This window comes from Streptomyces sp. NPDC004266, assembly GCF_042874095.1.
Taxonomy (GTDB): Bacteria; Actinomycetota; Actinomycetes; order Streptomycetales; family Streptomycetaceae; genus Streptomyces.
This window is the reverse complement of sequence record NZ_JBIAMM010000001.1, coordinates 315,490-340,316: the sequence shown is the minus strand read 5'-3', so window position 1 is coordinate 340,316 and position 24,827 is coordinate 315,490. Positions and strand designations below refer to the sequence as shown.

Here is a 24,827-nt window from a genome sequence, read left to right as displayed (position 1 = left end):
GTTATGTGCCGTGGCGGCCAACCGCCAGTGCGGCGGGGGCCGTTCGAGGGCGGTCAGGGAGTCGGGTCGTGGGCGTCGTAGCGGCGGAATCCGCGCCCGTACAGGGCGAGGAGGCCGATCGCGACGACGCAGGCGACCCCTCCGCCGGTGATGGCGACCGCCGGCGAGGTGAGGTCCGCGACGGAGCCCGCGAGGAAGTCGCCGAGGCGGGGCCCGCCCGCGACGACCACGATGAAGACGCCCTGGAGCCGGCCGCGCATCTCGTCCGGGGCGGCGACCTGCATCATCGTGTTCCGGAAGATCATCGAGACGGTGTCGGAGTAGCCGGCGAGGGCGAGCAGGAGGAGCCCGAGCCAGAGGTTCCGGGTCAGCCCGAAGACGGCGACGGCGGTGCCCCAGCAGGCGACGGCGAGAAGGATCGCCTGCCCGTGGTGGCGGATGCGGCCCTGCCAGCCGGACAGCACCCCGCCGAGGAGCGCCCCGAACGCGGGCGCGGCCACGAGGAGTCCGGTGGTCCTGGCGTCGCCGCCGTACCAGAGGACGGCGACGGCCGGGAACAGGGCGCGGGGGTGGGCGAGGATCATCGCGCAGAAGTCCGAGAAGAACGTCATGCGCAGGTTGGGGCGGGTGGCGAGGAAGCGGAGCCCGTCGAGGACCGAGGCCCTCTTGCCGCCCGTGCGGTCGGGGAGCATGGACGGCAGCCGCCACATCGCGTACAGGCTCGCGGTGAAGGCGACGGCGTCCACGAGGTACGCGGTCTGGTAGCCGGCGAACCCGACGATCAGGCCGCCGAGGCTGGGCCCGACGAGGGTGCCGAAGGTCATGACCATCGAGTTGAGCGCGTTGGCGGCGCGCAGCTGCTCGGGCGGCAGGAGCCGGGGGATCATCGAGGAGCGGGCGGGCGCGTTGAGCGCGTTGCACACGGCCTGGAGGGCGACGATCCCGTACAGGAACCAGACGTGGTGGAAGCCGGCGAACGCGGCGGCGGCCAGGGCGATGGACAGCGCGGCGGAGCCGCTCGCGCTGGCGAGGCCGAGCTTGCGCCGGTCGACGGTGTCGGCGATGGCGCCGCCGTACAGGCCGAAGACGATCAGCGGGACGAGGGCGAAGAGGCCGACGAGGCCGACGGAGAAGGGCGAGCGGGTGATGTCGTACACCTGGAGGGAGACGGCGAGGGCCGTCATGCCCTGTCCGACCCAGGAGACGGTGCTCCCGAACCAGAGGCGGCGGTAGTGCGCGGAGGTGCGCAGCGGGGTGAGGTCGGCGAAGACCTTGCGGCGGTCCCGCTCCCGCTCCTGGGTGTCCTGGGCGGCGGTCACGCGACGTCGTACCGCAGCTCGGGGCGCTCCCAGTGGATGCGGCCGGCGGGGGGCACGGTGCCGGTGCGGACGGCGCCGGTCCGCAGGTAGAACTCCTCGGCCGGCGGGTGCGCGACGACCCGCACGGCGCCGAGGCCGGCGGCCCTGGCCTGTTCGGTCATGTGCTCCATGAGGAGCCGGCCTATGCCGAGCCCCTGGGCGGCGTCGGCGACGAACGCGAGGTCGAGCTCGGCCTCGTCGACGAGGAGGGCGTAGAAGCCGAGCACCCGGCCGCCGTCACCTTCGTCGACGGCGACGAAGACGGGGTGGTGCTCGATGTACGGACCGCCGACCTGGTACCCCTCGACCATGGCGGCGTAGTCGCCCCGGTAGGCCCCTGAGGTCCGGACGAGCCGGGTGAGCCGTGGGGAGTCGTCGGCGGTGGCGCGCCGGATGGTGATGTCGGACATGGGGCGAGTATAGGGGCGAGTGCGGACTATGCTCCTTACAATTCGGTGAACGGGGGGCTGGGCCCGCTTCTCCGGTCACCGTTCGGCAAGTCGCATCGGCTGCGGCCCCGGCGAGAGGACGATGCGCGGGACCGGGCGGGACGGGCGCGGCGAGACCGGGTCCAGGCGCCAGCGCGAGGCGATCGCGGCGACCGCGAGGGTGGCCTCGACCGTGCCGAACGCGTCCCCGACGCACTTGGTGGCCCCGAGCCCGAACGGGAGCCAGGCGTCCCGCGGCACCGCCCCCGCCGCCCAGCGCCCCGGGTCGAAGCGGGCCGCGTCCGGGAAGAGCTCCTGGCGCCGGTGGAGCAGGTAGAGGCAGCAGACGACCGTGGAGCCGGGTGGCAGCGGCCTCCCCGCCAGCTCGGTCCCGCGGGTGGTGGTGCGGGTGACCGCCCAGGCCGGCGGATAGAGGCGGAGCACCTCGCGCACCACGTCGCCGGTGTACGGCAGCCGGGGCAGGTCGGCCGGGGTGACCGGGCGCCCCGGGAGGACCGCGTCGAGCTCCTCGTGCAGCCGGGCGGCGGCCCCGGGGTGGTCGGCCAGGAGGCGCAGGGCCCAGGCGACGACCGAGGAGGTGGTCTCGGCGCCGGCCAGGACGAGGGTGGCGACCTGGTCGCCGAGTTCGGCGTCCGACAGGGACCGGCCGTGCTCGTCCCGCACGGCGAGCAGCAGTGAGAGGGCGTCCCCGTGGTCCACCCCGGTCGCCCGGTAGGAGGCGACGATGGCGGCGACGCCCGTGCGCCAGCGGGCCAGGGCCCGGTGGTAGCGGCGGCGGGACGGGGAGGGAACCCGGTCGACGGCCGGGACCACGACCCGCGTGTAGACCCCGCGCAGCAGGACTTCGAGGGCCTCGCGCAGCTCCTCCGCGGCGCGCTGGGTGATGCCGGCGGAGAAGAGGGTGCGGACGGCGACGGCGGTCGTGAGCCGGAACGCCTCCTCGGTGACGTCGATGACCGCTCCGGACCGCCAGCGCCCGGTCAGGGCCTGGGTCTCGGCCGTCATCACGGCGGCGTAGCGGTCCATGAGGGAGGGGTGGAAAGCCGGTTGGAGGGCGCGCCGCTGGTCCCGGTGTTCGGCGTTCGGGCAGGTGGCGAGGCCGTTGCCGAGGAGCGCCCGGACCTTCTCGTACAGGACGCCCCTCCGGTCGAAGGAGACGCGGTCGGTGAGCACGCGGCGGACGAGCGCGGGGTGGCTGACCACGTGGGCGGTGCGGCTCCCCATCCGCACCCGGACCACGTCGCCGTGACCGGGCAGCGAGTCCAGGAAGGCCAGCGGCCGGGTGGCCAGGTACGGCAGGTGCCCGAGCAGCGGCCACGCCCCGGGGGCCCGCCCGTGCCGGGGCGGGGGCACTCGGCCGGGCCGGGGCGGGGGGTCCTGCCCGTGAGCGGGCGGCCGCTCCTGCGCGGGGTCGGGCGACGGCCCCCGCCCATGACCGGGCGACGGCTCCCGCCCATGACCGGGCGACGGCTCCCGCCCGTCATCGGGCGACCGCTCCCGCCCGGGGCCGGGCGGCTGCGGGGGCATCGGATCCGAGCCGCTCACGACGCCCCCGCCCCGCCCTCGGCCCGTGCGGACGCGCCGTCACCCGCCCGTGCGGACGGGCCCTCGCCCGCCTGCCCGGGCAGCCCGCACACCCCCGCGAACGCGCCTTCCCCGGCCAGCCGTTCGTACGCGACGAGGGCCGACTCCCATGCCTCCGGCAGCCGTTCGGCGCCGGCGAGGGCGCGGTCGGCGAGGAAGGTGACGTGGAGGCGGCGGCGGTGCACCACCCAGGCGACGAAGAGCGGCTGGCCCGGCACCATGACCGGCAGGGCGTACACCCCGGCCGCGGGGACACCGGCGAAGCCGAGCGGCTGCCGGATCCGGAGGTCGGCGACGCTGAGCGGGGTGTACCGGGCGTCGACGCCCCGGACGAGCGCCAGGCGGCCGATCCGGTACGGGAGTCTGCCCAGGACGACCCGGTGGGCGTCGGCGAGCCGGGCGAGCCGGGCGTGGTCGAGGGCGCGTCCGAGGCGGGCGAGCCGCCGGACCGGGTCGGGTTCGCCGCAGGGGAGGTCGACCCCGGCGACGGCGACCCGGTTGCCGAGCAGGGGGCGGGGGTCGTCGGGGTCCCGGACGCCGATGCCCAGGTTGGCGCGCAGCCCCCGGCCGTGGCCGGGGCCGTCCGGCCCCCAGCCGTCGGGGTGCCAGGCGCGCAGCGTCCCGGCGGTCAGGGCCAGGCAGAGCTGCGGGACGGTGGCCCCGGTCAGACGGCCGAGCGCGTGCAGCCGGGCGGTGTCGACGTCGGCGAACGCGGCGGCGTAGGACCCGGCGGGCGGGGTGTCGAGGGCCGGCCACCAGGTGACGCGGCGCGGCGGCCTGAACTCGGGGAGGACGGCGGCCCAGGGCACGGGCCGGGGCGGCCGGAAGGCGAGGGCCCTGGGGCGCGGCGCCCCCTCGGGGCCGAGCAGCCGCTCCAGGGTGGCGACGGCGGCGGCGCCGTCCTGGAAGGCGTGGTGGGCCCGGTAGCAGAGCCCCCATCGCCCGCCGCCGGCCCGGCGGACGAGCCAGATCCCCCACAACGGCCGTTCGCGCGGCAGGGGTTGCCGCAGCAGCTCGGCCACGACCGTCAACGGGTCGGCGCCTCCGGGTAGCTCGTACAGGTGACGGTCGGGGTCGAAGCCGGGGTCGGGCTCCCAGCGGGGGCGCCCCGCGTCGCCCGCGAGCCGGTGGGCGAGTTCGGGGAGCGGGCCGACGCGGCGCCTCAGGTGATCCAACACCCGCGCCCGGGAAGGGGGTTCCCCCTCGAAGACGATCAAGCCGCCGAGGTGCAGGGCGGAGTCCGTCGCGTGCAGCTCCGCCACGTCGAGGGAGAGCCGGTCGAGCACCCCGAGCGGCACCGCCGCGGAAGATCGAATCGGATCTGAAGATCGCACGGAGCGCTACGATACGTCATCATGCAATCGCAATGCGTGACGGAGGGCATGCTGCCCGACTTCCTCGACGACGGCGTCGTGACGGCCTGGACCGCCTCCGGAGCCCCCCTCGTCGACCTCCTCCGCCGGGCACACGCGCCGGGCCGGCTGACCGGATTCCGCCGCGGCGGCCGGGCGGCGGTCCTGGTCACGGCACCCCGGCACGTGCACCAGGTGCTCGGCGTCGGCGGCGACCGGTACGTGAAGCGGTCGCACCGGGCCAGGCCCCTCCTCGGCGACGGCATGATCACCGCCACGGGCGAGGCCTGGCGGTCCCAACGGAGGCTGCTCCAGGCGATGTTCACGGGCCGGGGCATCCAGCGCTGGGAGCACCACCTCGCGGAGGCGGCGGCCCGCGTCGTCGGCCGCTGGGCGGAGCGGGCGCGCCGGGGCGCGCCGACCGACATCGCCGAGGACGTGCAGTTCTTCACGGTCGACACGATCTGGCGCTCGCTCACGGACCGGCCCCTGGACCGGGAGACGTACGTCGACCTCGCGGCCGTGCAGGACATCGTCGCCGCGCTCCCCACCGACGTGGGCGGCGCGACCGCGCTGCCGCCGGAGGTCGGGTCGGCGATCGCCGCGCTCGACGAGCGGATCCTGCGGGCGCTGGCCGACGCCCGCGTCCGCCACGGCGGGGGCGGCACCGGCGCCGGGTCCCGCGAGTCCGGCGCGCCCCGCCCGGCGGGCCCCGGCGTCCTCGACCGGCTGCTCGACGCGGCCGAGACGGACCCGGCGTACACGGACCGGCTGATCCGCGACGAGCTCGTCACCCTGCTCGTCGCCGGGTACGAGAGCAGCGCCCGCACGCTGACCTGGGCGTTCGTCCTGCTCGACGCGCATCCGGAGGTCATGGAGCGGGCCGCCGGGGACGCGCGGGCGGTGGAGGCGGTGCTCTCCGAGACGCTGCGGCTCTACCCGACGGGCTGGCTGCTGCCCCGGCACAGTCCGGCGGACGAGACGCTGGACGGCTGGGCGATCCCGGCCGGTACGGACCTCCTCGTCTGCCCCTACCTGACCCACCGCGACCCGGAGGTCTGGCCGGAGCCCGAGACCTTCGACCCAGGCCGCTTCCCGGCCCGGTCGCCGCTGCCGCCCGGCGCGTACCTCCCCTTCGGCATCGGCCCGCGGGCCTGTCTCGGGACGCGGTTCGCGATGCGGGAGATGGAGGTGCTGCTCGGCGCGCTCCTCTCCCGGTTCACGGTCGAGACGACCGGCCCGGTGGGCGAGCCCGTGTTCGGCATCAACCTGCGCCCGGCCGGTCCGCTGCACGCGCGCGTCCGCGAGCGGACGTGAACGCGCCCGCACCGGAGAGGCGCCCCTCCGACGCGTCCCCGTCCGACGGGCGCGGCTCCGGGGCCCCCGCCGCCGGGAGGCACCCCGACGAGCGGCACCCCGACGAGGGGTACGTCTCCGAGCGCGTCGACTACGTCGATCCCCGGGACCGGGTGGTCGTCCAGGGCGGACGGGCCGCCGGGCCGCCCGTCGGACTGCTCCGCCGGTACGCGGCGACCGTCTGCACCGACCACGCGGGCCGGGTGCTCCTCTACCGGCGGACCGCCTCGGCACCGGCCTACCCGGACCACTACGACGTCCTGGTCGGCGGGGCCGTCCGCAGCGGCGAGGAGTACCGGACGGCCGCGCTCCGGGAGCTCCGGGAGGAGCTGGGCTGGGAGCGGGCGCCCGGCCTGACGGAGGCGTACCGGATCCGCGTCGACGATCCGCACGGCGCCTGCTTCCTGACGGTCCACCGCTGGGTGGCGGACCGCGCGCCCCGGCCGGATCCGGACGAGATCGCCTGGTGCGGCTTCGTCGCCCCGCTCGCGGTCCTGACCGGGGGCTACACCCCGCTGGTCCCGGCCGGCGCGGAGGCGGTGCGGCGCCTCTTCCCCGGCTGACCGCCCGGGGCGCGGAGACCGCACGGCGCCTCCCGCCCCGCCGACCGCCGTGGGCGCGGAGAAGCGCACGGCCTCTCCCGGCCACCGCCGTTCCCGGCCACCGCCGTTTCCGGCCGCCGCTCCCCCGGCCGGTACCCCACCTTTCGTACGACAGCACCGAAGGACACCTCCCCATGACGTACTGCGCGCTGCCCTTACCCGGCGCCTCCCTCGCCGTCCCCGGCCCCCGGCCGGAGCCCCTCCCGGGGGCCGAGCCGCTCGACCGTGCCCGGGCACGGCTCGCCACCCGTCTGGTGGCGGCCGCCGGGCCCGGGGGACTGCTCCGGGCGCCGTGCGACAGCCGGATCCTGGAATCCGCCCTGGCCCTGCGGCTGCTCACGGTGACGGGTGTGGACCCCGACGCCCAGGAGCGGCTGACGCGGCGCCTGAAGACGGCCCTGGACGAGGGCGCTCCCGACCCCGTGCAGGAGTGCGCCGCCCGCGCGGCCCTCGGCGAGTACGTGGACGGGCGGGGCGCGCTCGCCCGGCTGCTCGGCGGTTTCGACCACTTCACCGCCGGGCGCAAGCGGCTGATGTTCCAGACGCTCCTGGCCGAGCTGGGCGCCCATCCCTTCCCCGAACTCCCCTCCCCCGAGACGCTCTTCGAGGCGCGCGGCCAACAGCGCTGGCTGATCACGGAGATGGCGGCGCTCAAGGTCCTGCACGCCTTCGGGACGGGTGCGCCGAGGCTCGTCGCGGAGGAGGACTGGCGGGCGCTCGAACCCTGTTCGCTGCCCGGCCCGCCGCCGTACGGCAACCATCTCGCCCGGATCCTGGCGCTGCTCGCGCTGCGGCTGCGTCCCCGGTACGCGGAGGCGGTGCGGGCGCGGGCGCGGGAGCTGCGCGGTTGGCTCCGCGAGGACGGCGGGCTGCCGTTCATCACGGGGATGGACGTGTTCGCGACGGCGACCGGCGGGCTCGCGCTGGCCGGGGCGGGGGCTCCGGCGCACACCCTGCGGGCCCTCGCGACGGCCCTGGCGGAGCACCGGAACGCCGACGGCGGCTGGGGGTTCGACCGGGGTGTCGGGCAGAGCGACGTGGACGACACCTCGTACTGCGTGGAGTTCCTGCGGGCGACGGGCGCGGTGCTGTTCGGCGCGGAGGTGGCGGACGGCGAGCGGTACCTGCTGGCCCGGCAGGGCGCGGACGGCGGCTTCCCGACCTTCGAGCACGGCACCGCGTCCGAGGTGGGGATAACGGCCGCGGCCGTGAACGCGCTGGCCCCCGAGCCCGCGCACCGGCCGGCGGTGGAGGCCGCCGTCCGGTTCGTGGTGGCCCGGCAGGAGGCCGCGGGCTCCTTCGAACGCAGCTGGAGCCTGAACGAGAGCAACGCCCTGTTCCGCACCGTCCTCGCTCACGACTCCTTCCTGGTCGTGGCGCCCGGGCATCCGGCCCGGGCGGAGGTGGCGCGGGCCCGGGCGGGGGCCGTGTCCCGGTTGCTCGACACGCAGAACGCGGACGGCGGCTGGGGGCACGTGCCGTCCGATCCGAGCGACCCGATCAGCACGGCGTACGCGCTGATCGCGGTGGCCCGGACACCGACCGTGCCGTCCGCCCGGGGTGCGACCGGGCGGGCGGTACGCCACCTCCTGGAGCGGCAGCGGCCGGACGGCGGCTTCGTCTCCCGCCCGGACCAGGCGGGGCCCCGGCCGCTCGCGTACCACGTGCCGCTCCTGACGGACGTGTGCGTGCTGCTCGGCCTGAACCACGCGCGCGCGTGCGCCGCGCTCTGACCCCCACCCCTGCCCACGAGCCTCTGCCCACAAGGAACGCCCTGACCTTCGACGAACTGAAGACCCTGCTCGTCTCGCTCGGTCTCGACCCGGCGGACATCACCCCGGAGTCCACCCGCGAGGAGGCCGGGCTCGACTCGCTCCTCCTCACCGAGCTCGCCCTCGTGCTCCGCAAGGAGCGGGGCGTCCCCGTCCCGGAGGAGGAGCTGTACGCGGCGCCCACGGTCGCGGCGATCGGGGACCTCGTCCGCCGGTCCGCGGGGGCGGCCCGATGACGGGCCGCATGCCGGAGGGGCCGGGCGGCACGGGCCTCGGCGCCGGGGCCGCCGTCACCGGCATCGGCCTCTTCACCCCGGCCGGCGCGGACGCCGCGACGACCTGGGAGACCGTCCGCGCCGGGAAGGCCACCGCCGCCCTCGAGGAGGGGGGCGGCCTGCGCCACCTCGTCTGCCGGGCACCCGGGCTTCCCGGGGACCTGGGGAGGGCGGTGACGGTGCGGCGGCCCGACCGGAGCGCGCTGCTCGCGCTGGTCGCGGCGCGGGAGGCGCTCGCCGACGCCGGCCTGGACCCCGCGGGCTGGGACGGGGCGCGGGTCGGCGTGGTCGCCGGGATCGGGGCGGGCGGCGTCCTCACGTTCGAGGCGCAGCGCGAGGTGCTGCGGACGGACGGTCCCGGGGACATGTCCCCCTTCGCGGTGCCGGGCGCGCTGCCGAACTCCGTCGCGGGGCAGCTGGCCGTCGAGTTCGGGATCCGCGGCCCGTCGACGGCGGTGACGACGGCGTGCGCTGCGGGCGCCACGGCGATCGGCGTCGCGCTCGACCTGCTGGCCCTGGGCCGCTGCGACATCGTCCTGGCGGGCGGGGCCGAGGCGTCGCTGAGCCCGTTCTACGTCGCGGGTTTCGACCGGCTCGGCGCGCTGTCCCGCCGGTTCCACGACCCGGCGGGCGCGCTGCGGCCGTTCGACAGGGACCGGGACGGTTTCGTGATGGCGGAGGGCGCCGGGTTCCTGGTGCTGGAGCGCCCGGCGGACGCCGTCGCGCGCGGGGCCCGGCCCCGGGCGCTGATCGCGGGCTACGGGGCGACGTCGGACGCGCACCACGTGGTGGCGCCCCGGCCGGACGGCTCCGGTCTGACGGCGGCCGTCCGGGGCGCGCTCGCGGAGGCGGGCGCGGTGCCGGGCGACGTCGACCTGGTCAACGCGCACGGGACGGGTACGCCGCGGGGCGACGCCGTGGAGGGGGCGGTGCTCGCGGCGCTCCTTCCGCACCGGCCTCCGGTGACGTCGACGAAGGGGGTGACCGGGCATCTGCTGGGCGCGGCGGGGGCGGTGGAGGCGGCTCTCACGGTGCTGTCGCTCGCGGAGGAGACCGTGCCGCCGACCGCGAACTTCGCGGAGCCGGACGAGGGCGTCGACCTGGACGTCCCGACGACGGCCCGGGGGGCCCGGCTCCGCCTCGCGGTCTCCACGTCGGTGGGCTTCGGCGGGCACAACGCGGCGCTGGTGATCACCGCTTCGTAAGAGGTCGTAGGGGGCGTAAGGGGCGTAAGGGGCCGTCGCCCGCTCCGTACGAGCAGGGGTCAGCCGCAGGCGGCCGCCACGTCGTCCGGGTCGACGCCGTCGAGCCGGGCGGCCAGGGCGTGGAGCCGCTCCCGCAGCTCCCCGAGCTCCGCCAGGTCGAGCCCGGTGGCGGCGGCGATCCGGCGCGGCACGCCGAGGGCCTTCTCGCGCAGGGCGGTCCCGTCGCCGGTGAGGCGGACGGTGACGGACCGCTCGTCCTCGGGGCTGCGGCGGCGCTCGACGTATCCGGCCGCCTCCAAGCGCTTGAGCAGCGGCGACAGGGTGCCGGAGTCGAGGCGCAGCCGTTCGCCGATCCCCTTCACGGGCAGCTCTCCGTGCTCCCAGAGCACGAGCATGACGAGGTACTGGGGGTAGGTCAGGCCCAGCTCCTTGAGCGCGCCCCGGTAGACGCCGTTGAAGGCGCGGGTGGCGGCGTGCAGGGAGAAGCAGATCTGGTTGTCGAGCCGGAGGAAGTCCTCGTCCATGGGGTCCAGGATACGGGAGACGCGCATCACACGCTATTAAGTTGTGCACAACTTAATCGTGCTCTAACAATATGAGGGCAGCACCACACGGCCCCTTCGAGGAACGGAAGACCCCATGGACGCGATCTACACCGCCGTCGCCACCGCCAACGGCCGCGAGGGCCGCGCCGTCAGCTCCGACGGGCGGCTCGACCTCCCCCTCGCCCACCCCGAGGCCCTCGGCGGCAACGGTCAGGGCACCAACCCGGAGCAGCTCTTCGCCGCCGGGTACGCGGCCTGCTTCGCCAGCGCCATGGGCGTGATCGCCCGCCAGGAGCGCATCGACGTCTCCGAGGTCTCCGTCACCGCCGAGGTCTCCATCGGCAAGGACCCGGCGGACGGCGGCTTCGGCCTCGCGGTCGTGATGCGCGCCGAGTTCCCCGACCACCTCCAGGGCGAGGCGGGCCTCGCCCTGCTGAAGAAGACGCACGCCTTCTGCCCCTACTCGAAGGCCACGCGCGGAAACATCGAGGTCGAGCTCGTCGTCGAGTAGTTTTCTGTCGCTTCCCGCTCGCCCCTGGGGGTCATCGACCCACCGGGGGCGTTCGGTTGTGAGTTTTCACGTTCGGGCACGGGGGGTTCGCCCGCCGTACGACGGGCAGTCATGGGACGGCCTCCTGGCGGTGGTTCACGGGCGCTCTCCTTGGGGCGCCCGGCGGCCGGTCCGCCCGGTCGCCGCACCCGCACCCCCACCGCCGTACTCACACCCGGAGGGCAACTCCCCCATGGCCGACCTCAACCGCCGCCGGTTCCTGCAGCTGACCGGCGGCGCCGCCGCGTTCACGATGCTCTCGGAGAGCATCGCCCGCGCCGCCGCGATCCCGGCGCAGGGCGCCACCGGCACGATCCAGGACATCGATCACATCATGGTCCTGATGCAGGAGAATCGTTCCTTCGACCACTATTTCGGGGCGATGAAGGGTGTACGGGGCTTCGGCGACCCGCGCCCGGTGACCCTGCCCAGCGGGAAGTCGGTCTGGAACCAGTCGGACGGCAGCAAGGTCACGCTCCCCTTCCGGCCGACCAGCGACAAGCTGGGCATGGAGTACCTCCAGGGCCTGAACCACGACTGGGCGGGCGGCCAGAGCGCCTTCAACAAGGGCAAGTACGACAACTGGATCCCGGCCAAGACCAAGGCCACGATGGCGCACCTCACCCGTGAGGACATCCCGTTCCACTACGCGCTCGCGGACGCCTTCACCATCTGCGACGCGTACCACTGCTCCTTCATCGGCGCCACCGACCCCAACCGCTACTACATGTGGACCGGGTACGTCGGCAACGACGGCACGGGCGGCGGCCCCGTCCTGAACAACGCCGAGGCGGGCTACGGCTGGACCACCTACCCCGAGCGCCTGGAGGCGGCGGGGGTCTCCTGGAAGATCTACCAGGACATCGGCGACGGCCTGAACGCCGGCGGCTCCTGGGGCTGGATCAACGACGCCTTCCGCGGCAACTACGGCGACAACTCCCTCCTCTACTTCAACAACTACCGCAACGCCCAGCCGGGCAACCCCCTCTACGACAAGGCCCGCACCGGCACGAACGCCAAGGCGGGCGAGGGCTACTTCGACGTCCTGCGCGCCGACGTGCAGGCCGGGCGGCTCCCCCAGGTCTCCTGGATCGCCGCCCCCGAGGCCTTCTCGGAGCACGCCAACTGGCCCGCCAACTACGGCGCCTGGTACATCGCGCAGGTCCTGGACGCGCTCACCTCGAACCCGGACGTGTGGGCCCGTACGGCGCTGTTCATCACGTACGACGAGAACGACGGCTTCTTCGACCACGTGGTCCCGCCCTACGCCCCGGGCTCGGCGGCGCAGGGCCTGTCGACGGCCCCGACCGCCCTCGACTACTTCGGCGGCAAGGCGGGCTACGTGGCCGGCCCCTACGGCCTCGGCCCGCGCGTCCCGATGATCGTCGTCTCCCCGTGGTCCACCGGCGGCTACACCTGCTCCGAGACCTTCGACCACACCTCGGTCATCCGCTTCATGGAGAGCCGCTTCGGGGTGCGCGAACCCAACATCTCCCCCTGGCGCCGAGCGATCTGCGGCGACCTGACCAGCGCCTTCGACTTCACCCGCACGCAGACCCAGCCGGCCGCGCTGCCCCCGACGGCCGGCTACTACCCCCCGGACAAGAACCGCCACCCCGACTTCCTGGCCACCGCCCCGGCCGTCGGCACGATGCCCCGCCAGGAGCCGGGCTCCAAGCCGACCCGCCCGCTGAAGTACGCGCCGTACGTGGACGGCGCGGCGGACGTGACGGCGGGCACCTACCGCCTCGCCTTCAGCGGCGGCCCCGCGGCCGGCGCCCAGTTCTACGTGACCTCGGCGAACCGCACGGACGCCCCGTGGACGTACACGACGGAAGCGAACAAGTCGATCGCGGACACCTGGAACACCAAGTACAGCAAGGGCCTCACCGACCTCACGGTCCACGGCCCCAACGGCTTCCTCCGCCGCTTCCGCTCCCCCGGCAAGACCGCGGTCCCGGAGGTGACCGCCCGGCACGACGCCACGACCGGCGACCTCGCGCTGACCTTCACCAACGCGGGCACGACGGCCACGGTGACCGTCGCCAACGCCTACGGCGGCACCCCGACGACCCTGTCCGTCCCCAAGGGGGCCACGGTCACCCACACCGTCCCGCTCTCCGCCTCCGCCCGCTGGTACGACGTCACCGTCACGTCCTCGGCCTCCACGGACTACCTCCGCCGCCTGGCGGGCCACGTGGAGACGGGCGCGGCGGGCACGACGGACCCGGGCATCCTGACGTACTAGGCGCGTGACGCCGGGGCGGACGGGCACGCCGGCCCGTCCGCCCCGCGCGTCAGGTCGAAGCCCACGCACCCGAACGGCGGTTTCTCCCGATTTGGCACCGTTTTAGTCTGCCGGAAGAGGAGCGGAGGCACTCCGCCCCGACGGACTCGGATCGGGAGGCTCCATGCGCGGCCGGACGACTCGCCTCCGGAGCAGGCCGGGGGGCGCGCTCCTCGCGCTCGCGCTCGCCTGCGCCGCGGTGGCCCCGCTGACCGGCTGCTCCTCCGGCAGTGACCCCGCTCCGAGCCCGGCCACCGACGCGACCGCCCCGACGACGCAGGACGGGCAGGAGACGGAGCAGCAGAAACAGGAGAGGGAGAAGAGGGAGAGGGAGAAGGAGAAGGACAACGGGAGCTTCAGCCGCGCGGGCCGGCTCTCCGACGGCTTCTCGGGCCACTGGCCTCAGAGCTACAAGAAGACGGTCACCAACCCGTCGTCCGATCCCTATGTGGGCACGCTCTGGGTCCTGGACTGCACACCGGGCGAGCAGAGCCGGGCCGCCATTCCGCCGAGCCGGACCGTGACCTTGTCCCCCGGGGGCACGGCGGCCCCGGAGTTCACGTTCTCGCAGGAGGGCGGCAACTCGAAGCCGACCCGCCAGGTCTGCGCGACGCTCCGGAACGACGCCGGTGTCTCCGACGAGGTCAGCGAGCCGATCTCCGCGGATCCCGTGACGCCGCCCGGCCAGACGACCGGGGACACCACGGGTGAGACGACCGGGGACACCACCGGGGACACCACGGGTGAGACCACCGGGGACACCACCGGGGACACCACGGGTGAGACCACCGGGGAGACGACGGGCGAGACCACCGGGGACACCACGGGGCAGACCACCGGGGACACCACCGGGCAGACCACCGGTCAGCCCAACGGCGGCGGCACCTCCGCGACCGGCGGGTCCGACGGGAACGGCTGAGCCCGGCCGAGCGAAGGGAGCCTGAGCCTCATGGCCGAAGCGGACTCCGACAGCGGAACGCGCTCCTGGGGCAACTGGGTCACCACCTTCGCCACCCTGGCCGCCCCGACCACGTTCATCGGCGCCCTGCTGCTCTACTTCGGCTTCGCCTACACCGACGCCCTCTACGCGTACTTCGGCGTCGACGCCGCGACCCTGGGCTTCTCCACCCAGGAGTACGCGCTGCGCAGCGCCGGAGCCCTCTACGTCCCGGCGGGCGCGGCGCTCACCGTCGCGCTGGCCGGCGTCCTCGTCTACTACGCGGCGCGCACGCTGGGAGACCGGGGCGCGCCCCCGCCGCCGTGGGGCCGGCCGGTGGCGTACGCGGTCTCGGCCTGCGGGCTGGTCATGTTCGCCCTCGGGGTGCTCGGCGGTTTCGCCGTGTGGGGTGCCGGGGCGATGGACACCCCGCTGCTGATCGGCGGCGGACTGGTCCTCGTCGTGTTCGGCAGAGCGCTGTCCTTCAAGCTGGGGGGCGCCGACTACCCGGTGGCGCGCGAGCGGCTGGCGCTCGCGCTCGTCGCCGCGCTGGTCGGCCTGTCGTGCTTCTGGGCGGTCCACGCATACGCCAAGCAGCACGGCACGGACGACGCCCGGTACCTGGCGCGGCGCTTGTGGCTGCGTCCCGCGGTGACCGTCGACACGGCGGAACGCCTGTACTTCCCCCCTCGACAGGTACGCGAGACAACCCTGCCCGTCGCCGGTGCTCCGCAGCGGTTCCGGTACCGGTACGAGGGTCTGCGGCTCCTCGCCGAGGTCAACGGCCGCATGTTCCTCATCCCCGAGGACTGGGCCAGGACGGGCGGCGGCGTGCTCGTCGTGCCGACGGACGGAGCGGTGCGCGTCGCCTTCCGCTCGGACTGAGACCGGGACTCGCACCCGTCGCGGTCGTCGGGCCCGCCCGTGGACTCGGGGCGTCCGCACTCCGACGGCGAGCGGTCGCGGTCAGCGGCCGTGCCCGGAGGCCGACGGCGAGTCCGTGCCCGCGGGTGCCAGGAGGGAGTCGCAGTACGTCGCGGGCCCGTCGGACACGTCCTGCGCGAAGGGGGCCGTACCCGGTCGGGAGCGCAGGCGCCGCAGGTGGTCCAGCGCGCGGTTGCGGGCGATGGCCGCGGTCCAGCCGCGAAACCCCGCACCGTCTCCGCGGAACCGCGCCAGGTCGCGGGCTGTCTCGGGCCACGCGTCGGAGGCGACGTCCTCGGCGGACTCGCCGACGAGCCCTCTCGGACATCCCAGGAGACCCGGTTGCCCGGTCCGGTACACCTCGGCGAACGCCTCTTCGTCACCGTGCAGCGCACGTTCCACCGCATGCCGCAGAGTGGCGTCGTCCGCCCTCACGTGTTCTTCCCCTGGTCTTCCCGCGTCGCGCCGCCCGGCGCATCGCCTTACGCGGCTGTCAGGCGCGGGCCGTCGGCCGTCCCCCGCGCCGGCGGAAGGTCGTTCGGACGACGCGGAACCTGCAGGAAGAGCTCGTAGGCGGATTCGCCGGAGCCCAGCTCGAAGCGGTTGACCACCTTGCCGAGCGGGTTCCACCCCTGTCCGTCGGGGGTCCGGACGCCCACCGGCTGCCGGAACAGCTCGGCCGTCATGTCGTCGAAGTCGACCCAGCGGGCCCGCGCCCGCCGGACGAGCACTTCGCCGACGTAGGCACCGAGTTCCTGGAGGACGGGTGCGACGCCGGCCGGGTCGCCGGCCCCCCGTCGCAGACCGTCCACCACGCGGTCGACGATCCGCAGGCTGGCCGCGGAGAAGTCGAGGGGGAGCCGCGTCCTCGCGGTCGTGCGGGTCGCGAACGTGGAGGCGCAGCGGCTCATGTCGGCGGCCCGCAGCGTGCGGCTGACTCGGTCCATCGGTCCCACCCCTCGTGTATGAACCGGCGCGTTCCCCGGTCCTCCTGGCACCTCGGGAGGGCGGTGGATTCCCCCACGTCCTCCCCAGAGCCCAGCGGAACGGGGCGCCGGATCATCACGGGTCCGGGGTGTGATCAGCGCCACACGCCCGGACGGGCCTGCCGTCGACCGGCGTCGGGGTCGGGGTCGGGGTCGGCGGAGGTGTGCCTGTAGTGACACGAAAAGGAACAGGGGTCTCCCCCGCCCGCCGCGACGCTCCCGTTCATCCGCGGCTTCCCCTGCGCCAGGTTGCCGTCGAGGTCGTACGAGCAGGGGAAGTTCTTCTCGTCGTCCGTCCCGGTGACCGTACGGACGATCTTCACCGCATCGGCGACGACCTTGCCGGAGGCGTCGGTCGCCGGGGCGGTCTCGGACGCGATCCCCTGCTCGAACGTGCTCGAACGTGAACGGGCCCGGCGGGACCCAGGTGCCGCCACCGGTGGTCCGGTCGACCGTCTTGGCGGTGGTGCCGGCGTCGTGGGCGACGGTGCCTCAGCGGCCTCCCTCGGCCGGAGCGGTCCGCTCGCCGGTCCCCTCCAGGTGGGCGAAGACGACCAGGTTCTCGGTGTAGTCCTTCGCCTTGCGGTCGTAGGCGCCGGCGCACGTGATGAGCCGGACGAGCGCGTTGGGGGTGTCCTCGTAGACGCGCCGGTCCGGGAAGTCGTCCTTGTCGAACGCCTCCACGGAATCGACGAGGAAGACGGCGGTGGTGCCGTCGGCGCGGCTCACCTCGAAGGTGTCCCCGCCCTTGAGTTCCTCGAGCCGGGCGAAGACGGCGGGGGCGGTGGCCGTGTCCAGGTGGCCCGCGACGATCGCGGTCCCCGGTTCACCGGGGGAGACGCCGGACTCCTGCCAGCCCACCAGGTTCGTGTCGTCGGCCGGGGGCGGGTCGAGCGCACCGGAAGGGCCGATCTTCAGGCCGGTGAACGGCGCGTCCACTCCGATTCTGGGAATCCTCAGCCGGGTGGGAGCCGACCTCGGCATCGACGGACCGGCCGCCGGGACGGCGCTCGGCGAGGCACGGTGCGAGGCGCCGGGGAGGGAGGACGCGGCGGGATCCGAAGCGGTACCGGACTCGGCGGCGGCCGCGGGCCGGGCCGGTGCCTCCGTGTCCTGGCCGGACGTCCCCGGACGGAATACGAGCAGAAGCACAGCGAGCACCAGCATCCAGAACACGGCGGGGACCACCCACCGCGGGATACGCCGGGACGCTCCCGCGTCAGCGGGATCCGGTCGGGTCGTCACCAGGGGCTCCTTCGGATTCGGGCGGAAGATCCGGGATCGGGGATACGGGGGCGTGGGCGGCCGGACGCAGGGGCCGCCGTCCTGGGGGCGGCCCCTGCGTCCGGTCTTCCTCACGCAGCCGTGCCGGCGGCCTTCTTGCGGCGGTAAAGGACGAACCCGGCGAGCCCGCCCACGACCAGGGCCGCGCCGGTCACGTTCGTGGTGCCGCTCGCGAGGCCGCCTCCGCCCGTGTGCATGCCGCCCTTCGGCTTCTCCGACTTGTAGCCGCTCTCGTCCTCCGTGTCCTTGGACCAGTCCTTCTGCTTGTCCTTCTCCGCGTCCTTGGTCCAGTCGTCGGCGTTGACGAGGGACAGGGCGCCGGAGCCGGTGTGCATGCCGCCCTTCGGCTTCTCGTGGTCCTTCTCGTAGCCGTCGCCCTTGTCGTGGTCCTTCTCGTACCGGCCGCCCTTGTCGTGCTCCTTCTCGGCCTTCTCGGCCTTGTCGCCCTTGTCGTGCTCCTTGGACCACTCGTCTCCGCCGACGAGGGACAGGGCGCCGGAGCCGGTGTGCATGCCGCCCTTCGGCTTCTCGTGGTCGCTGTCGTGCTTGCCGTGGTCGCTGTCGTGCTTGCCGTGGTCGCTTTCCGGCTTGCCGTGGTCGCTTTCCTTGCTGTGGGAGGAGCCGTCCCAGTCACCTGCGGTGATCGCGTAGGCGCCGGGTGCGGCGAGCGCCAGGGTGCCGGCGGTGGCGGCCGCGGCGAAGAGAATGCGGGCAGAGCGCATCGCTGAACTTCCTTCCGTACGCCGCGTCAGCTGACCCAGTGTCGGCTCTCCATACGCGGCGACATGGCTCACCGTCAGCTGCCGCCGGTCCGCCTGCCACTTGGGATGGTGCATACGGGCTCACGGCGAGGGGGCGGGGGCACCGCGCACCGCACCGCACAGGGCTTCGGAAACGACGGCCGCTCGGCGCCACGGCGGCGGCTCCGGCCGCACTTCGCGGGCACGACCCGCCGTGCATGACCCGCCGCCCGGCCCCGGTGCCGTCCCGTCGACGGGCCGATCGCTCTGCGTCACTCCCGAGAGTGACGGGCTTCGCGGCGCCGGCCGCCGCGAAGCAGTCGGAAATTCGGCGGAGTGTGCGGCGTGTCACACGCAGGAGCCGGGGGATCGCCGTGGCATCATCGTCCTGGATCCGCACCTGCGTTCCACCTGGCGCTCCAGCTGGAGAAGGCCGGGGAACGGTGCGGCAGGCCGGGGCGCCCCTCCCGCATCATGGGCGAGGAGTGGACGCAGCCTGCGGAAACACCCCTCCAGGGGCGTTTCCGCAGATCAGAACGTTTTTCTTCGGTGGGGCGGGTGGGACTCGAACCCACGGCCGACGGATTATGAGTCCGCTGCTCTAACCGGCTGAGCTACCGCCCCGAACGGTGAGGCGCGTACATGTGTGCGCGCCGTCTGCCGCAGCATAGCCGCTCATACGATCTCCTGCTCCGGATGATCGGCTCTGCTCGTCCATGAAGACCACGCCGCGCTCCGGATGGTTCCCCGAGACGCGAAAAAGGACCCCGAAGGGTCCTCTTCCGACTTGCTCCCCCGGCTGGACTCGAACCAGCAACCCTCCGGTTAACAGCCGAATGCTCTGCCAATTGAGCTACAGGGGATCGCGCTCCCCCGACTGGACTCGAACCAGTAACCTGCCGGTTAACAGCCGGCTGCTCTGCCAATTGAGCTACAGGGGATTGCTGCGTTGCACCGATCGGATCCACCTCGGACCTTGCCGGGCGGCGCTCGCTCGCTGCGAGACATACATTAGCGCAAGCAGGGGGGTGCTCCGCCAATCGGTATCCCCAGGGCCTCCAGGGAAGGATCGCAGCCGTGCGGTACAAGCTGACGTTCGTCGTGGGTCTCGCTCTCGGTTACGTGATCGGCACGCGGGCCGGACGCGAGCGCTACGAGCAGATGAAGAAGTCCGCCAAGGAGTTCGCCGAGAACCCGGCCGTGCGGAACGCCGCCGAGACCGCCGCCCAGACCGGCCGCCAGGCCGCGGGCAAGGCGGTGCACCTCGTGGGCGACAAGGTCGGCGACCGGCTGCCGTCCTCCGTGACCGACCGGGTCCACGCCCTGCGCGGGCGCGGCATGGGCAACGGCAAGGTCGAGGAGGAGGACTGGGGCACCAGCAACACCTGAGCCCCGCGCGTGCGGCAGAATCATGTGTCATGGGGATAGTCGCCGGACTGGACAGCTCTGCGGAGTTCACACGCATCGTCGTCTGTGACACGGACACGGGTGCCGTACTGCGGCAGGGGTACGCCGCGCATCCCGGTGAGCCGAAGGCCGTCGACGTCGATCCGCAGACCTGGCTGCTCTCGCTCGGGGAGGCCGCCACCGGCGGGCTCCTGGAGGGCGTGGAGGCCATCGGCGTCTCCGCGCAGCAGCACGGGCTCGTGCCGCTCGACGCGCAGGGCGGCCTGGTGCGGCCCGCGCTGGTCCGCAACGACAAGCGGGCGCAGGTCGCCGCCGCCGACCTCGTCGAGTCGCTGGGCGGCCGGCAGGCCTGGGCCGAGGCGGTCGGCAGCGTGCCCGGCGCCGGGCAGCCGGTCGCCAAGCTGCGCTGGCTGGCCCGCGCCGAGCCCGAGAACGCCCAGCGGGTCGCCATGGTCCTCCAGCCCCACGACTGGCTCGTCTGGCAGCTCCTGGGCCGTCCCGTCCGCCGCACCACCGACCGCGGCGCCGCCTCCGGCACCGGCTACTGGTCCGCGCGGACCGGGACCTACCGGCCCGACCTCGTCGAGCTGGCGCTCGGCCACCAGGCGGTGCTGCCGGAGGTCCTCGGTCCCTCCGAGGCCGCCGGCATCACTCCCGAGGGCCTCCTCGTCTCCGCCGGCACCGGCGAGACGATGGCCGCCGCGCTCGGCCTCGGCCTCGGCCCCGGCGACGCGGTGGTCTCGCTCGGCGCCTCCGGCTCCGTGATGGCCGTGCACCACGAGGCCCTCGCCGACCCGAGCGGCATGATCACCTCCTTCGCCGACGCCACCGGCATGCACCTGCCCGTCGTCTCCACCTCCAACGCCGTACGGGCGCTGCGCGGGACCGCCGAGATGCTGGGCCTGGAGTCGCTGGAGGAGCTGTCGGCGCTGGCGCTGAAGTCGACGCCGGGCGCCTCCGGGCTCGTCCTGCTGCCCTATCTGGAGGGCGAGCGGACCCCGAACCTGCCGCACACGGCGGGCACGCTCAGCGGGCTGCGGCGCGAGTCGATGAAGCCCGAGCACTTGGCGCGGGCGGCGTTCGAGGGGATGCTCTGCGCGCTCACCGACGCCATGGACGTGCTGCGCGGGCGGGGCGTCGAGGTGCGGCGGGTCTTCCTGCTCGGCGCGGCGGCCGCCCTGCCGGCCGTGCAGGCCCTCGCGCCGGCGCTCTTCGGCGCCCAGGTCGTCGTCCCCCAGCCGGCCGACTACGCGGCGCTCGGCGCGGCCCGGCAGGCCGCCTGGGCACTCGGGGTCGCGCGGGGCACGCTGTCCCCGTCCGCTCCCCCGCCGTGGCAGGGCGCGGTCGCGCAGATCCTGGAGCCCGGCGACGAGCTGTCGGCGGGGCAGGCGGTGCGGCAGCAGTACGTGGCCACGCGGGAGCAGATCCACCCGGGCGCGTTCGGTTCGTAAAGTCTTCCCCCGGGCTCCGCCCGCGCCCCGAAACCGAGTCGTAACGCTCCCGGGGTGCGGGCGATAGTAGGAGCCGTGCTCATAAGACTTCTCCGAACCCATCTGCGGCCCTATCGAAAACCCATCGCACTGCTCGTCCTGCTGCAGTTCCTGCAGACCTGCGCGAGCCTCTACCTGCCGACCCTGAACGCCGACATCATCGACCACGGCGTCGTCAACGGGGACACCGGCTACATCCTGCGCTTCGGCGCCCTGATGGTCGGCGTCTCCGTCGTCCAGGTCGTCTGCAACATCGGGGCCGTGTACTACGGCGCGCGGACCGCCTCGGCGCTCGGCCGCGACGTGCGCGGCGCGGTCTTCGACCGGGTGCAGTCCTTCTCCGCCCGGGAGCTCGGCCACTTCGGCGCTCCGTCGCTGATCACCCGTACGACCAACGACGTGCAGCAGGTCCAGATGCTGGTCCTGATGGGGTTCACCCTGATGGTCTCCGCGCCCATCATGTGCGTCGGCGGCATCGTGATGGCGCTCGGCCAGGACGTCCCCCTGTCGGGCGTGCTGCTCGCGGTGGTGCCGGTGCTCGGCGTCTCCGTCTCGCTGATCGTGCGGAGGATGCGGCCGCTCTTCCGGACCATGCAGGAGCGGCTCGACACGGTGAACCGGGTGCTGCGCGAGCAGATCACCGGCAACCGGGTCATCCGCGCCTTCGTGAAGGACGGGTACGAGGAGGAGCGCTTCCGCGGGTCCAACGGCGAGCTGACCGAGGTGTCGATGGCGACCGGGCGGCTGATGGCGCTGATGTTCCCGACGGTGATGACCGTCGTGAACGTCTCCAGCGTGGCCGTGGTCTGGTTCGGCGCGCACCGCATCGACAGCGGCGGGATGGAGATCGGCGCGCTGACCGCCTTCCTCGCCTACCTGATGCAGATCGTGATGGCCGTGATGATGGCCACCTTCATGTTCATGATGGTGCCGCGCGCCGAGGTGTGCGCGGAGCGCATCGAGGAGGTCCTCGGCACGGAGACGAGCGTCGTGCCGCCGGCCGAGCCGGTGACGAAGCTGCTGAAGCGCGGGCACCTGGAGGTCAAGGGCGCGGACTTCCGCTATCCGGGCGCGGAGGAGTCGGTCCTGAAGGACGTGGCGCTGGTGGCCCGGCCCGGTGAGACCACCGCGATCATCGGTTCGACGGGCAGCGGCAAGTCGACGCTGCTCGGGCTGGTGCCCCGGCTCTTCGACGCCACCGGCGGCGAGGTCCTCGTCGACGGCGTCGACGTCCGGAGGCTCGACCCCGCCCTGATGGCGAAGACCGTCGGACTCGTCCCCCAGAAGCCCTACCTCTTCTCCGGCACGGTGGCCACCAACCTCCGCTACGGCAAGCCCGACGCCACCGACGAGGAACTCTGGCACGCCCTGGAGGTCGCCCAGGCCGCCGACTTCGTACGCAAGCTGGAGCACGGCCTGAACGCCCCGATCGCGCAGGGCGGCACCAACGTGTCCGGCGGACAGCGCCAGCGCCTCGCCATCGCGCGGACGCTCGTGCAGCGGCCGGAGATCTACCTCTTCGACGACTCCTTCTCCGCGCTGGACTACGAGACGGACGCCCTGCTCCGGGCCGCGCTGGCCCGGGAGACGGCGGACTCGACCGTGGTGATCGTCGCCCAGCGCGTCTCCACCATCCGGGAGGCCGACCGGATCGTCGTCCTCGACGAGGGCCGGGTCGTGGGCACCGGACGGCACCGTGAGCTGATGGCGGAGAACGAGACGTACCGGGAGATCGTGCTCTCCCAGCTGACCGAGGCGGAGGCAGCCTGATGGCCGGTCCTGGCGGACGCATGATGATGGGCCAGTCCGGTGAGCGGTCCATGGACTTCAAGGGCTCGGGCAAGCGGCTGCTCAAGCAGCTGGCGCCCGAGCGCGGCACGCTCTGGCTGATGCTGATCGCGGGCGTGCTGTCGGTGGCGGCCTCCGTGGTCGGACCGAAGATCCTCGGCAGGGCGACGGACCTGATCTTCGCGGGCGTCGTCGGGCGGAACATGCCCGAGGGCGTCACGAAGGCGCAGGCCCTGGAGAAGCTCCGCGCGGACGGCGACGGCGGCATGGCCGACATGCTGTCCGGGGTCGACTTCACCCCCGGCCAGGGGATCGACTTCGGCGCGGTCGGCGAGGTCCTGCTGTGGGTCCTCGCGATCTACGTGGCGGCGGGCCTGCTGATGCTGGTCTCCACCCGCATGTCGATCAAGGTGATCAACCGGACGGTCTACCGGATGCGGGAGGACGTCCAGACGAAGCTGGCGCGGCTCCCCCTCTCGTACTTCGACAAGGCGAAGCGCGGCGAGGTGCTGTCCCGGGCGACCAACGACATCGACAACATCTCCCAGACGCTCCAGCAGTCGATGGGCCAGCTGATCAACTCGCTGCTCACGATCGTCGGCGTGCTCGGGATGATGTTCTGGATCTCGCCGCTGCTGGCGCTGGTGGCGCTGGTGACGGTGCCGGTCTCGGTGTTCGTCGCGGCGAAGATCGGCAAGCGCTCGCAGCCGCACTTCGTGCAGCAGTGGAAGTCGACGGGCGCGCTCAACGCGCACGTGGAGGAGATGTACACCGGGCACGGCCTGGTGAAGGTCTTCGGCCGGCAGGAGGAGTCCGCGAAGGACTTCCGCGAGCAGAACGAGGCGCTGTACGAGGCCGGGTTCAAGGCGCAGTTCAACAGCGGTGTGATGCAGCCGGTGATGTTCTTCGTCTCGAACATCAACTACGTCCTGGTGGCCGTGGTCGGCGGCCTGCGGGTGGCGACCGGCAGCCTGTCCATCGGCGACGTGCAGGCCTTCATCCAGTACTCGCGCCAGTTCTCGATGCCGCTGACGCAGGTCGCGTCGATGGCGAACCTGGTGCAGTCGGGCGTCGCCTCGGCGGAGCGGATCTTCGAGCTGCTCGACGCGGAGGAGCAGGAGCCGGACGGCCCGACGAGCGAGATGGGGGCGCCCCCGGCCGAAGGCTGGGGGACGCCGGACCTCAAGGGCAAGGTGGCGCTGGAGGGCGTCTCCTTCCGCTACGAGGCGGACAAGCCGCTCATCGAGGACCTGTCGCTCGCGGTGGATCCGGGGCAGACGGTCGCGATCGTCGGCCCGACCGGCGCCGGCAAGACGACCCTGGTGAACCTGCTGATGCGGTTCTACGAGGTGACGGGCGGCCGGATCACCCTGGACGGGGTGGACATCGCGAAGATGTCCCGCGAGGAGCTGCGGAAGGGCATCGGCATGGTCCTCCAGGACACCTGGCTCTTCGGCGGCACCATCGCGGACAACATCGCCTACGGCGCCACGCGCCCGGTGACCCGGGCCGAGGTCGAGGAGGCGGCGCGCGCCGCGCACGCCGACCGGTTCATCCGGACCCTGCCCGAGGGGTACGACACGGTGATCGAGGACGACGGGGCGGGGGTCAGCGCGGGCGAGAAGCAGCTGATCACCATCGCGCGGGCGTTCCTGTCCGATCCGGTGATCCTCGTCCTGGACGAGGCGACCAGCTCGGTCGACACCCGCACCGAGGTCCTCATCCAGAAGGCGATGGCCCGGCTCGCGGCCGGGCGGACCTCGTTCGTGATCGCGCACCGGCTCTCCACGATCCGGGACGCGGACGTGATCCTGGTGATGGAGAACGGCTCGATCGTCGAACAGGGCACGCACGAGGAGCTGTTGTCGTCCGGCGGGGCCTACGCCCGGCTGTACGCGGCACAGTTCGCGCAGGCGGTCGCCGAGGTCGACTGACC

At 73.6% G+C, this 24,827-nt stretch carries 23 protein-coding genes and 3 tRNA genes; 13 read left to right on the top strand and 13 right to left on the bottom strand.

The window, feature by feature from the left end:
• Nucleotides 1-53: 53 nt before the first annotated feature.
• The 4 genes from ACFYUZ_RS01485 to ACFYUZ_RS01470 all read right to left on the bottom strand — a co-directional run bounded on the left by ACFYUZ_RS01485 (nucleotide 54) and on the right by ACFYUZ_RS01470 (nucleotide 4,689).
• Nucleotides 54-1,319, bottom strand: coding sequence for an MFS transporter (locus ACFYUZ_RS01485; RefSeq protein WP_389305268.1), 1,266 nt, complete (start codon nucleotides 1,317-1,319; stop codon nucleotides 54-56).
• The gene (locus ACFYUZ_RS01480) at nucleotides 1,316-1,768 is read right to left on the bottom strand and encodes a GNAT family N-acetyltransferase (protein ID WP_389305267.1); all 453 of its coding nucleotides are present in this window, start codon (nucleotides 1,766-1,768) and stop codon (nucleotides 1,316-1,318) included. The genes ACFYUZ_RS01485 and ACFYUZ_RS01480 overlap by 4 nt, the downstream gene beginning before the upstream one ends.
• A 75-nt stretch (nucleotides 1,769-1,843) precedes the next feature.
• Nucleotides 1,844-3,160, bottom strand: a complete 1,317-nt coding sequence (locus tag ACFYUZ_RS01475; RefSeq protein WP_389305265.1) for a cytochrome P450 — start codon at nucleotides 3,158-3,160, stop codon at nucleotides 1,844-1,846.
• A 188-nt stretch (nucleotides 3,161-3,348) separates the two neighbouring features.
• Entirely contained in the window at nucleotides 3,349-4,689 is a 1,341-nt protein-coding gene (locus tag ACFYUZ_RS01470) for a wax ester/triacylglycerol synthase domain-containing protein (protein WP_389305263.1), read from the bottom strand.
• A gap of 57 nt (nucleotides 4,690-4,746) precedes the next feature.
• On the opposite strand from ACFYUZ_RS01470, the gene ACFYUZ_RS01465 reads away from it, so the two are divergent.
• The 5 genes from ACFYUZ_RS01465 to ACFYUZ_RS01445 all read left to right on the top strand — a co-directional run bounded on the left by ACFYUZ_RS01465 (nucleotide 4,747) and on the right by ACFYUZ_RS01445 (nucleotide 9,953).
• On the top strand, nucleotides 4,747-6,060 hold the full coding sequence (locus ACFYUZ_RS01465; protein ID WP_389305262.1) for a cytochrome P450: 1,314 nt from the start codon (nucleotides 4,747-4,749) through the stop codon (nucleotides 6,058-6,060).
• On the top strand, nucleotides 6,057-6,662 hold the full coding sequence (locus ACFYUZ_RS01460) for an NUDIX domain-containing protein (protein ID WP_389305260.1): 606 nt from the start codon (nucleotides 6,057-6,059) through the stop codon (nucleotides 6,660-6,662). The genes ACFYUZ_RS01465 and ACFYUZ_RS01460 overlap by 4 nt, the downstream gene beginning before the upstream one ends.
• Before the next feature lie 173 nt (nucleotides 6,663-6,835).
• Nucleotides 6,836-8,434 (top strand): prenyltransferase/squalene oxidase repeat-containing protein, encoded by a 1,599-nt coding sequence (locus tag ACFYUZ_RS01455; protein ID WP_389305258.1) that lies wholly within the window; start codon nucleotides 6,836-6,838, stop codon nucleotides 8,432-8,434.
• Entirely contained in the window at nucleotides 8,419-8,709 is a 291-nt protein-coding gene (locus tag ACFYUZ_RS01450; RefSeq protein ID WP_389305256.1) for an acyl carrier protein, read from the top strand. The genes ACFYUZ_RS01455 and ACFYUZ_RS01450 overlap by 16 nt, the downstream gene beginning before the upstream one ends.
• The gene (locus tag ACFYUZ_RS01445) at nucleotides 8,706-9,953 is read left to right on the top strand and encodes a beta-ketoacyl-[acyl-carrier-protein] synthase family protein (protein ID WP_389305254.1); all 1,248 of its coding nucleotides are present in this window, start codon (nucleotides 8,706-8,708) and stop codon (nucleotides 9,951-9,953) included. The genes ACFYUZ_RS01450 and ACFYUZ_RS01445 overlap by 4 nt, the downstream gene beginning before the upstream one ends.
• Before the next feature lie 59 nt (nucleotides 9,954-10,012).
• Here ACFYUZ_RS01445 and ACFYUZ_RS01440 read toward each other — a convergent pair whose 3' ends face one another.
• Nucleotides 10,013-10,477, bottom strand: a complete 465-nt coding sequence (locus ACFYUZ_RS01440) for a MarR family winged helix-turn-helix transcriptional regulator (RefSeq protein WP_260174349.1) — start codon at nucleotides 10,475-10,477, stop codon at nucleotides 10,013-10,015.
• A 115-nt stretch (nucleotides 10,478-10,592) separates the two neighbouring features.
• Between ACFYUZ_RS01440 and ACFYUZ_RS01435 the strand changes: the two genes are divergently transcribed.
• The 4 genes from ACFYUZ_RS01435 (at nucleotide 10,593) to ACFYUZ_RS01420 (ending at nucleotide 15,157) form a co-directional block, all read left to right on the top strand.
• Entirely contained in the window at nucleotides 10,593-11,009 is a 417-nt protein-coding gene (locus ACFYUZ_RS01435) for an organic hydroperoxide resistance protein (RefSeq protein ID WP_389305252.1), read from the top strand.
• Nucleotides 11,010-11,241: 232 nt separating this feature from the next.
• Nucleotides 11,242-13,296 (top strand): phosphocholine-specific phospholipase C, encoded by a 2,055-nt coding sequence (locus tag ACFYUZ_RS01430; RefSeq protein ID WP_389305250.1) that lies wholly within the window; start codon nucleotides 11,242-11,244, stop codon nucleotides 13,294-13,296.
• Nucleotides 13,297-13,459: 163 nt separating this feature from the next.
• Nucleotides 13,460-14,254 carry a hypothetical protein gene (locus ACFYUZ_RS01425; protein ID WP_389305247.1) on the top strand — a complete coding sequence of 265 codons (795 nt, stop codon included), beginning with the start codon at nucleotides 13,460-13,462 and terminating at the stop codon, nucleotides 14,252-14,254.
• 30 nt (nucleotides 14,255-14,284) lie between these two features.
• Nucleotides 14,285-15,157: a hypothetical protein gene (locus tag ACFYUZ_RS01420; RefSeq protein WP_389305245.1), complete on the top strand. Its 873-nt coding sequence runs from the start codon at nucleotides 14,285-14,287 to the stop codon at nucleotides 15,155-15,157.
• Between the two features lie 81 nt (nucleotides 15,158-15,238).
• On the opposite strand, the gene ACFYUZ_RS01415 is transcribed toward ACFYUZ_RS01420, so the two are convergent.
• The 8 genes from ACFYUZ_RS01415 to ACFYUZ_RS01380 form a co-directional block, all read right to left on the bottom strand.
• A complete protein-coding gene (locus ACFYUZ_RS01415; RefSeq protein ID WP_389305243.1) occupies nucleotides 15,239-15,631 on the bottom strand; it encodes an RNA polymerase sigma factor in 393 nt (130 codons plus the stop codon).
• Between the two features lie 47 nt (nucleotides 15,632-15,678).
• Entirely contained in the window at nucleotides 15,679-16,143 is a 465-nt protein-coding gene (locus ACFYUZ_RS01410) for a hypothetical protein (protein WP_389305242.1), read from the bottom strand.
• A gap of 134 nt (nucleotides 16,144-16,277) precedes the next feature.
• Nucleotides 16,278-16,619 carry a hypothetical protein gene (locus ACFYUZ_RS01405; RefSeq protein WP_389305240.1) on the bottom strand — a complete coding sequence of 114 codons (342 nt, stop codon included), beginning with the start codon at nucleotides 16,617-16,619 and terminating at the stop codon, nucleotides 16,278-16,280.
• A 55-nt stretch (nucleotides 16,620-16,674) separates the two neighbouring features.
• Nucleotides 16,675-17,349, bottom strand: coding sequence for a class F sortase (locus tag ACFYUZ_RS01400; RefSeq protein ID WP_389306241.1), 675 nt, complete (start codon nucleotides 17,347-17,349; stop codon nucleotides 16,675-16,677).
• A 188-nt stretch (nucleotides 17,350-17,537) separates the two neighbouring features.
• A complete protein-coding gene (locus ACFYUZ_RS01395) occupies nucleotides 17,538-18,188 on the bottom strand; it encodes a hypothetical protein (RefSeq protein ID WP_389305239.1) in 651 nt (216 codons plus the stop codon).
• 568 nt (nucleotides 18,189-18,756) lie between these two features.
• Nucleotides 18,757-18,830 (bottom strand) — tRNA-Ile (locus tag ACFYUZ_RS01390).
• A 166-nt stretch (nucleotides 18,831-18,996) separates the two neighbouring features.
• Nucleotides 18,997-19,069: transfer RNA gene (locus ACFYUZ_RS01385), tRNA-Asn, on the bottom strand.
• A gap of 5 nt (nucleotides 19,070-19,074) precedes the next feature.
• Nucleotides 19,075-19,147: transfer RNA gene (locus tag ACFYUZ_RS01380), tRNA-Asn, on the bottom strand.
• 136 nt (nucleotides 19,148-19,283) lie between these two features.
• Between ACFYUZ_RS01380 and ACFYUZ_RS01375 the strand changes: the two genes are divergently transcribed.
• The 4 genes from ACFYUZ_RS01375 to ACFYUZ_RS01360 all read left to right on the top strand — a co-directional run bounded on the left by ACFYUZ_RS01375 (nucleotide 19,284) and on the right by ACFYUZ_RS01360 (nucleotide 24,825).
• On the top strand, nucleotides 19,284-19,595 hold the full coding sequence (locus ACFYUZ_RS01375; RefSeq protein WP_389305237.1) for a YtxH domain-containing protein: 312 nt from the start codon (nucleotides 19,284-19,286) through the stop codon (nucleotides 19,593-19,595).
• Between the two features lie 29 nt (nucleotides 19,596-19,624).
• Nucleotides 19,625-21,064 (top strand): FGGY family carbohydrate kinase, encoded by a 1,440-nt coding sequence (locus ACFYUZ_RS01370; RefSeq protein WP_389305235.1) that lies wholly within the window; start codon nucleotides 19,625-19,627, stop codon nucleotides 21,062-21,064.
• 75 nt (nucleotides 21,065-21,139) lie between these two features.
• Nucleotides 21,140-22,873, top strand: a complete 1,734-nt coding sequence (locus tag ACFYUZ_RS01365; protein ID WP_389305233.1) for an ABC transporter ATP-binding protein — start codon at nucleotides 21,140-21,142, stop codon at nucleotides 22,871-22,873.
• Complete coding sequence (locus ACFYUZ_RS01360) at nucleotides 22,873-24,825, top strand: ABC transporter ATP-binding protein (protein WP_389305232.1); 1,953 nt, start codon at nucleotides 22,873-22,875, stop codon at nucleotides 24,823-24,825. The genes ACFYUZ_RS01365 and ACFYUZ_RS01360 overlap by 1 nt, the downstream gene beginning before the upstream one ends.
• The last annotated feature ends 2 nt before the right edge of the window (nucleotides 24,826-24,827 follow it).

What these genes read in the sequence shown, in the direction of transcription:
- ACFYUZ_RS01480 (WP_389305267.1), bottom strand. Translation starts at nt 1,768, where the DNA reads ATGTCCGACATCACCATCCGGCGCGCCACCGCCGACGACTCCCCACGG.
- ACFYUZ_RS01465 (WP_389305262.1), top strand. Translation starts at nt 4,747, where the DNA reads ATGCAATCGCAATGCGTGACGGAGGGCATGCTGCCCGACTTCCTCGAC.
- ACFYUZ_RS01455 (WP_389305258.1), top strand. Translation starts at nt 6,836, where the DNA reads ATGACGTACTGCGCGCTGCCCTTACCCGGCGCCTCCCTCGCCGTCCCC.
- ACFYUZ_RS01445 (WP_389305254.1), top strand. Translation starts at nt 8,706, where the DNA reads ATGACGGGCCGCATGCCGGAGGGGCCGGGCGGCACGGGCCTCGGCGCC.
- ACFYUZ_RS01440 (WP_260174349.1), bottom strand. Translation starts at nt 10,477, where the DNA reads ATGGACGAGGACTTCCTCCGGCTCGACAACCAGATCTGCTTCTCCCTG.
- ACFYUZ_RS01435 (WP_389305252.1), top strand. Translation starts at nt 10,593, where the DNA reads ATGGACGCGATCTACACCGCCGTCGCCACCGCCAACGGCCGCGAGGGC.
- ACFYUZ_RS01430 (WP_389305250.1), top strand. Translation starts at nt 11,242, where the DNA reads ATGGCCGACCTCAACCGCCGCCGGTTCCTGCAGCTGACCGGCGGCGCC.
- ACFYUZ_RS01425 (WP_389305247.1), top strand. Translation starts at nt 13,460, where the DNA reads ATGCGCGGCCGGACGACTCGCCTCCGGAGCAGGCCGGGGGGCGCGCTC.
- ACFYUZ_RS01420 (WP_389305245.1), top strand. Translation starts at nt 14,285, where the DNA reads ATGGCCGAAGCGGACTCCGACAGCGGAACGCGCTCCTGGGGCAACTGG.
- ACFYUZ_RS01410 (WP_389305242.1), bottom strand. Translation starts at nt 16,143, where the DNA reads ATGGACCGAGTCAGCCGCACGCTGCGGGCCGCCGACATGAGCCGCTGC.
- ACFYUZ_RS01400 (WP_389306241.1), bottom strand. Translation starts at nt 17,349, where the DNA reads ATGCTGGTGCTCGCTGTGCTTCTGCTCGTATTCCGTCCGGGGACGTCC.
- ACFYUZ_RS01395 (WP_389305239.1), bottom strand. Translation starts at nt 18,188, where the DNA reads ATGCGCTCTGCCCGCATTCTCTTCGCCGCGGCCGCCACCGCCGGCACC.
- ACFYUZ_RS01370 (WP_389305235.1), top strand. Translation starts at nt 19,625, where the DNA reads ATGGGGATAGTCGCCGGACTGGACAGCTCTGCGGAGTTCACACGCATC.
- ACFYUZ_RS01360 (WP_389305232.1), top strand. Translation starts at nt 22,873, where the DNA reads ATGGCCGGTCCTGGCGGACGCATGATGATGGGCCAGTCCGGTGAGCGG.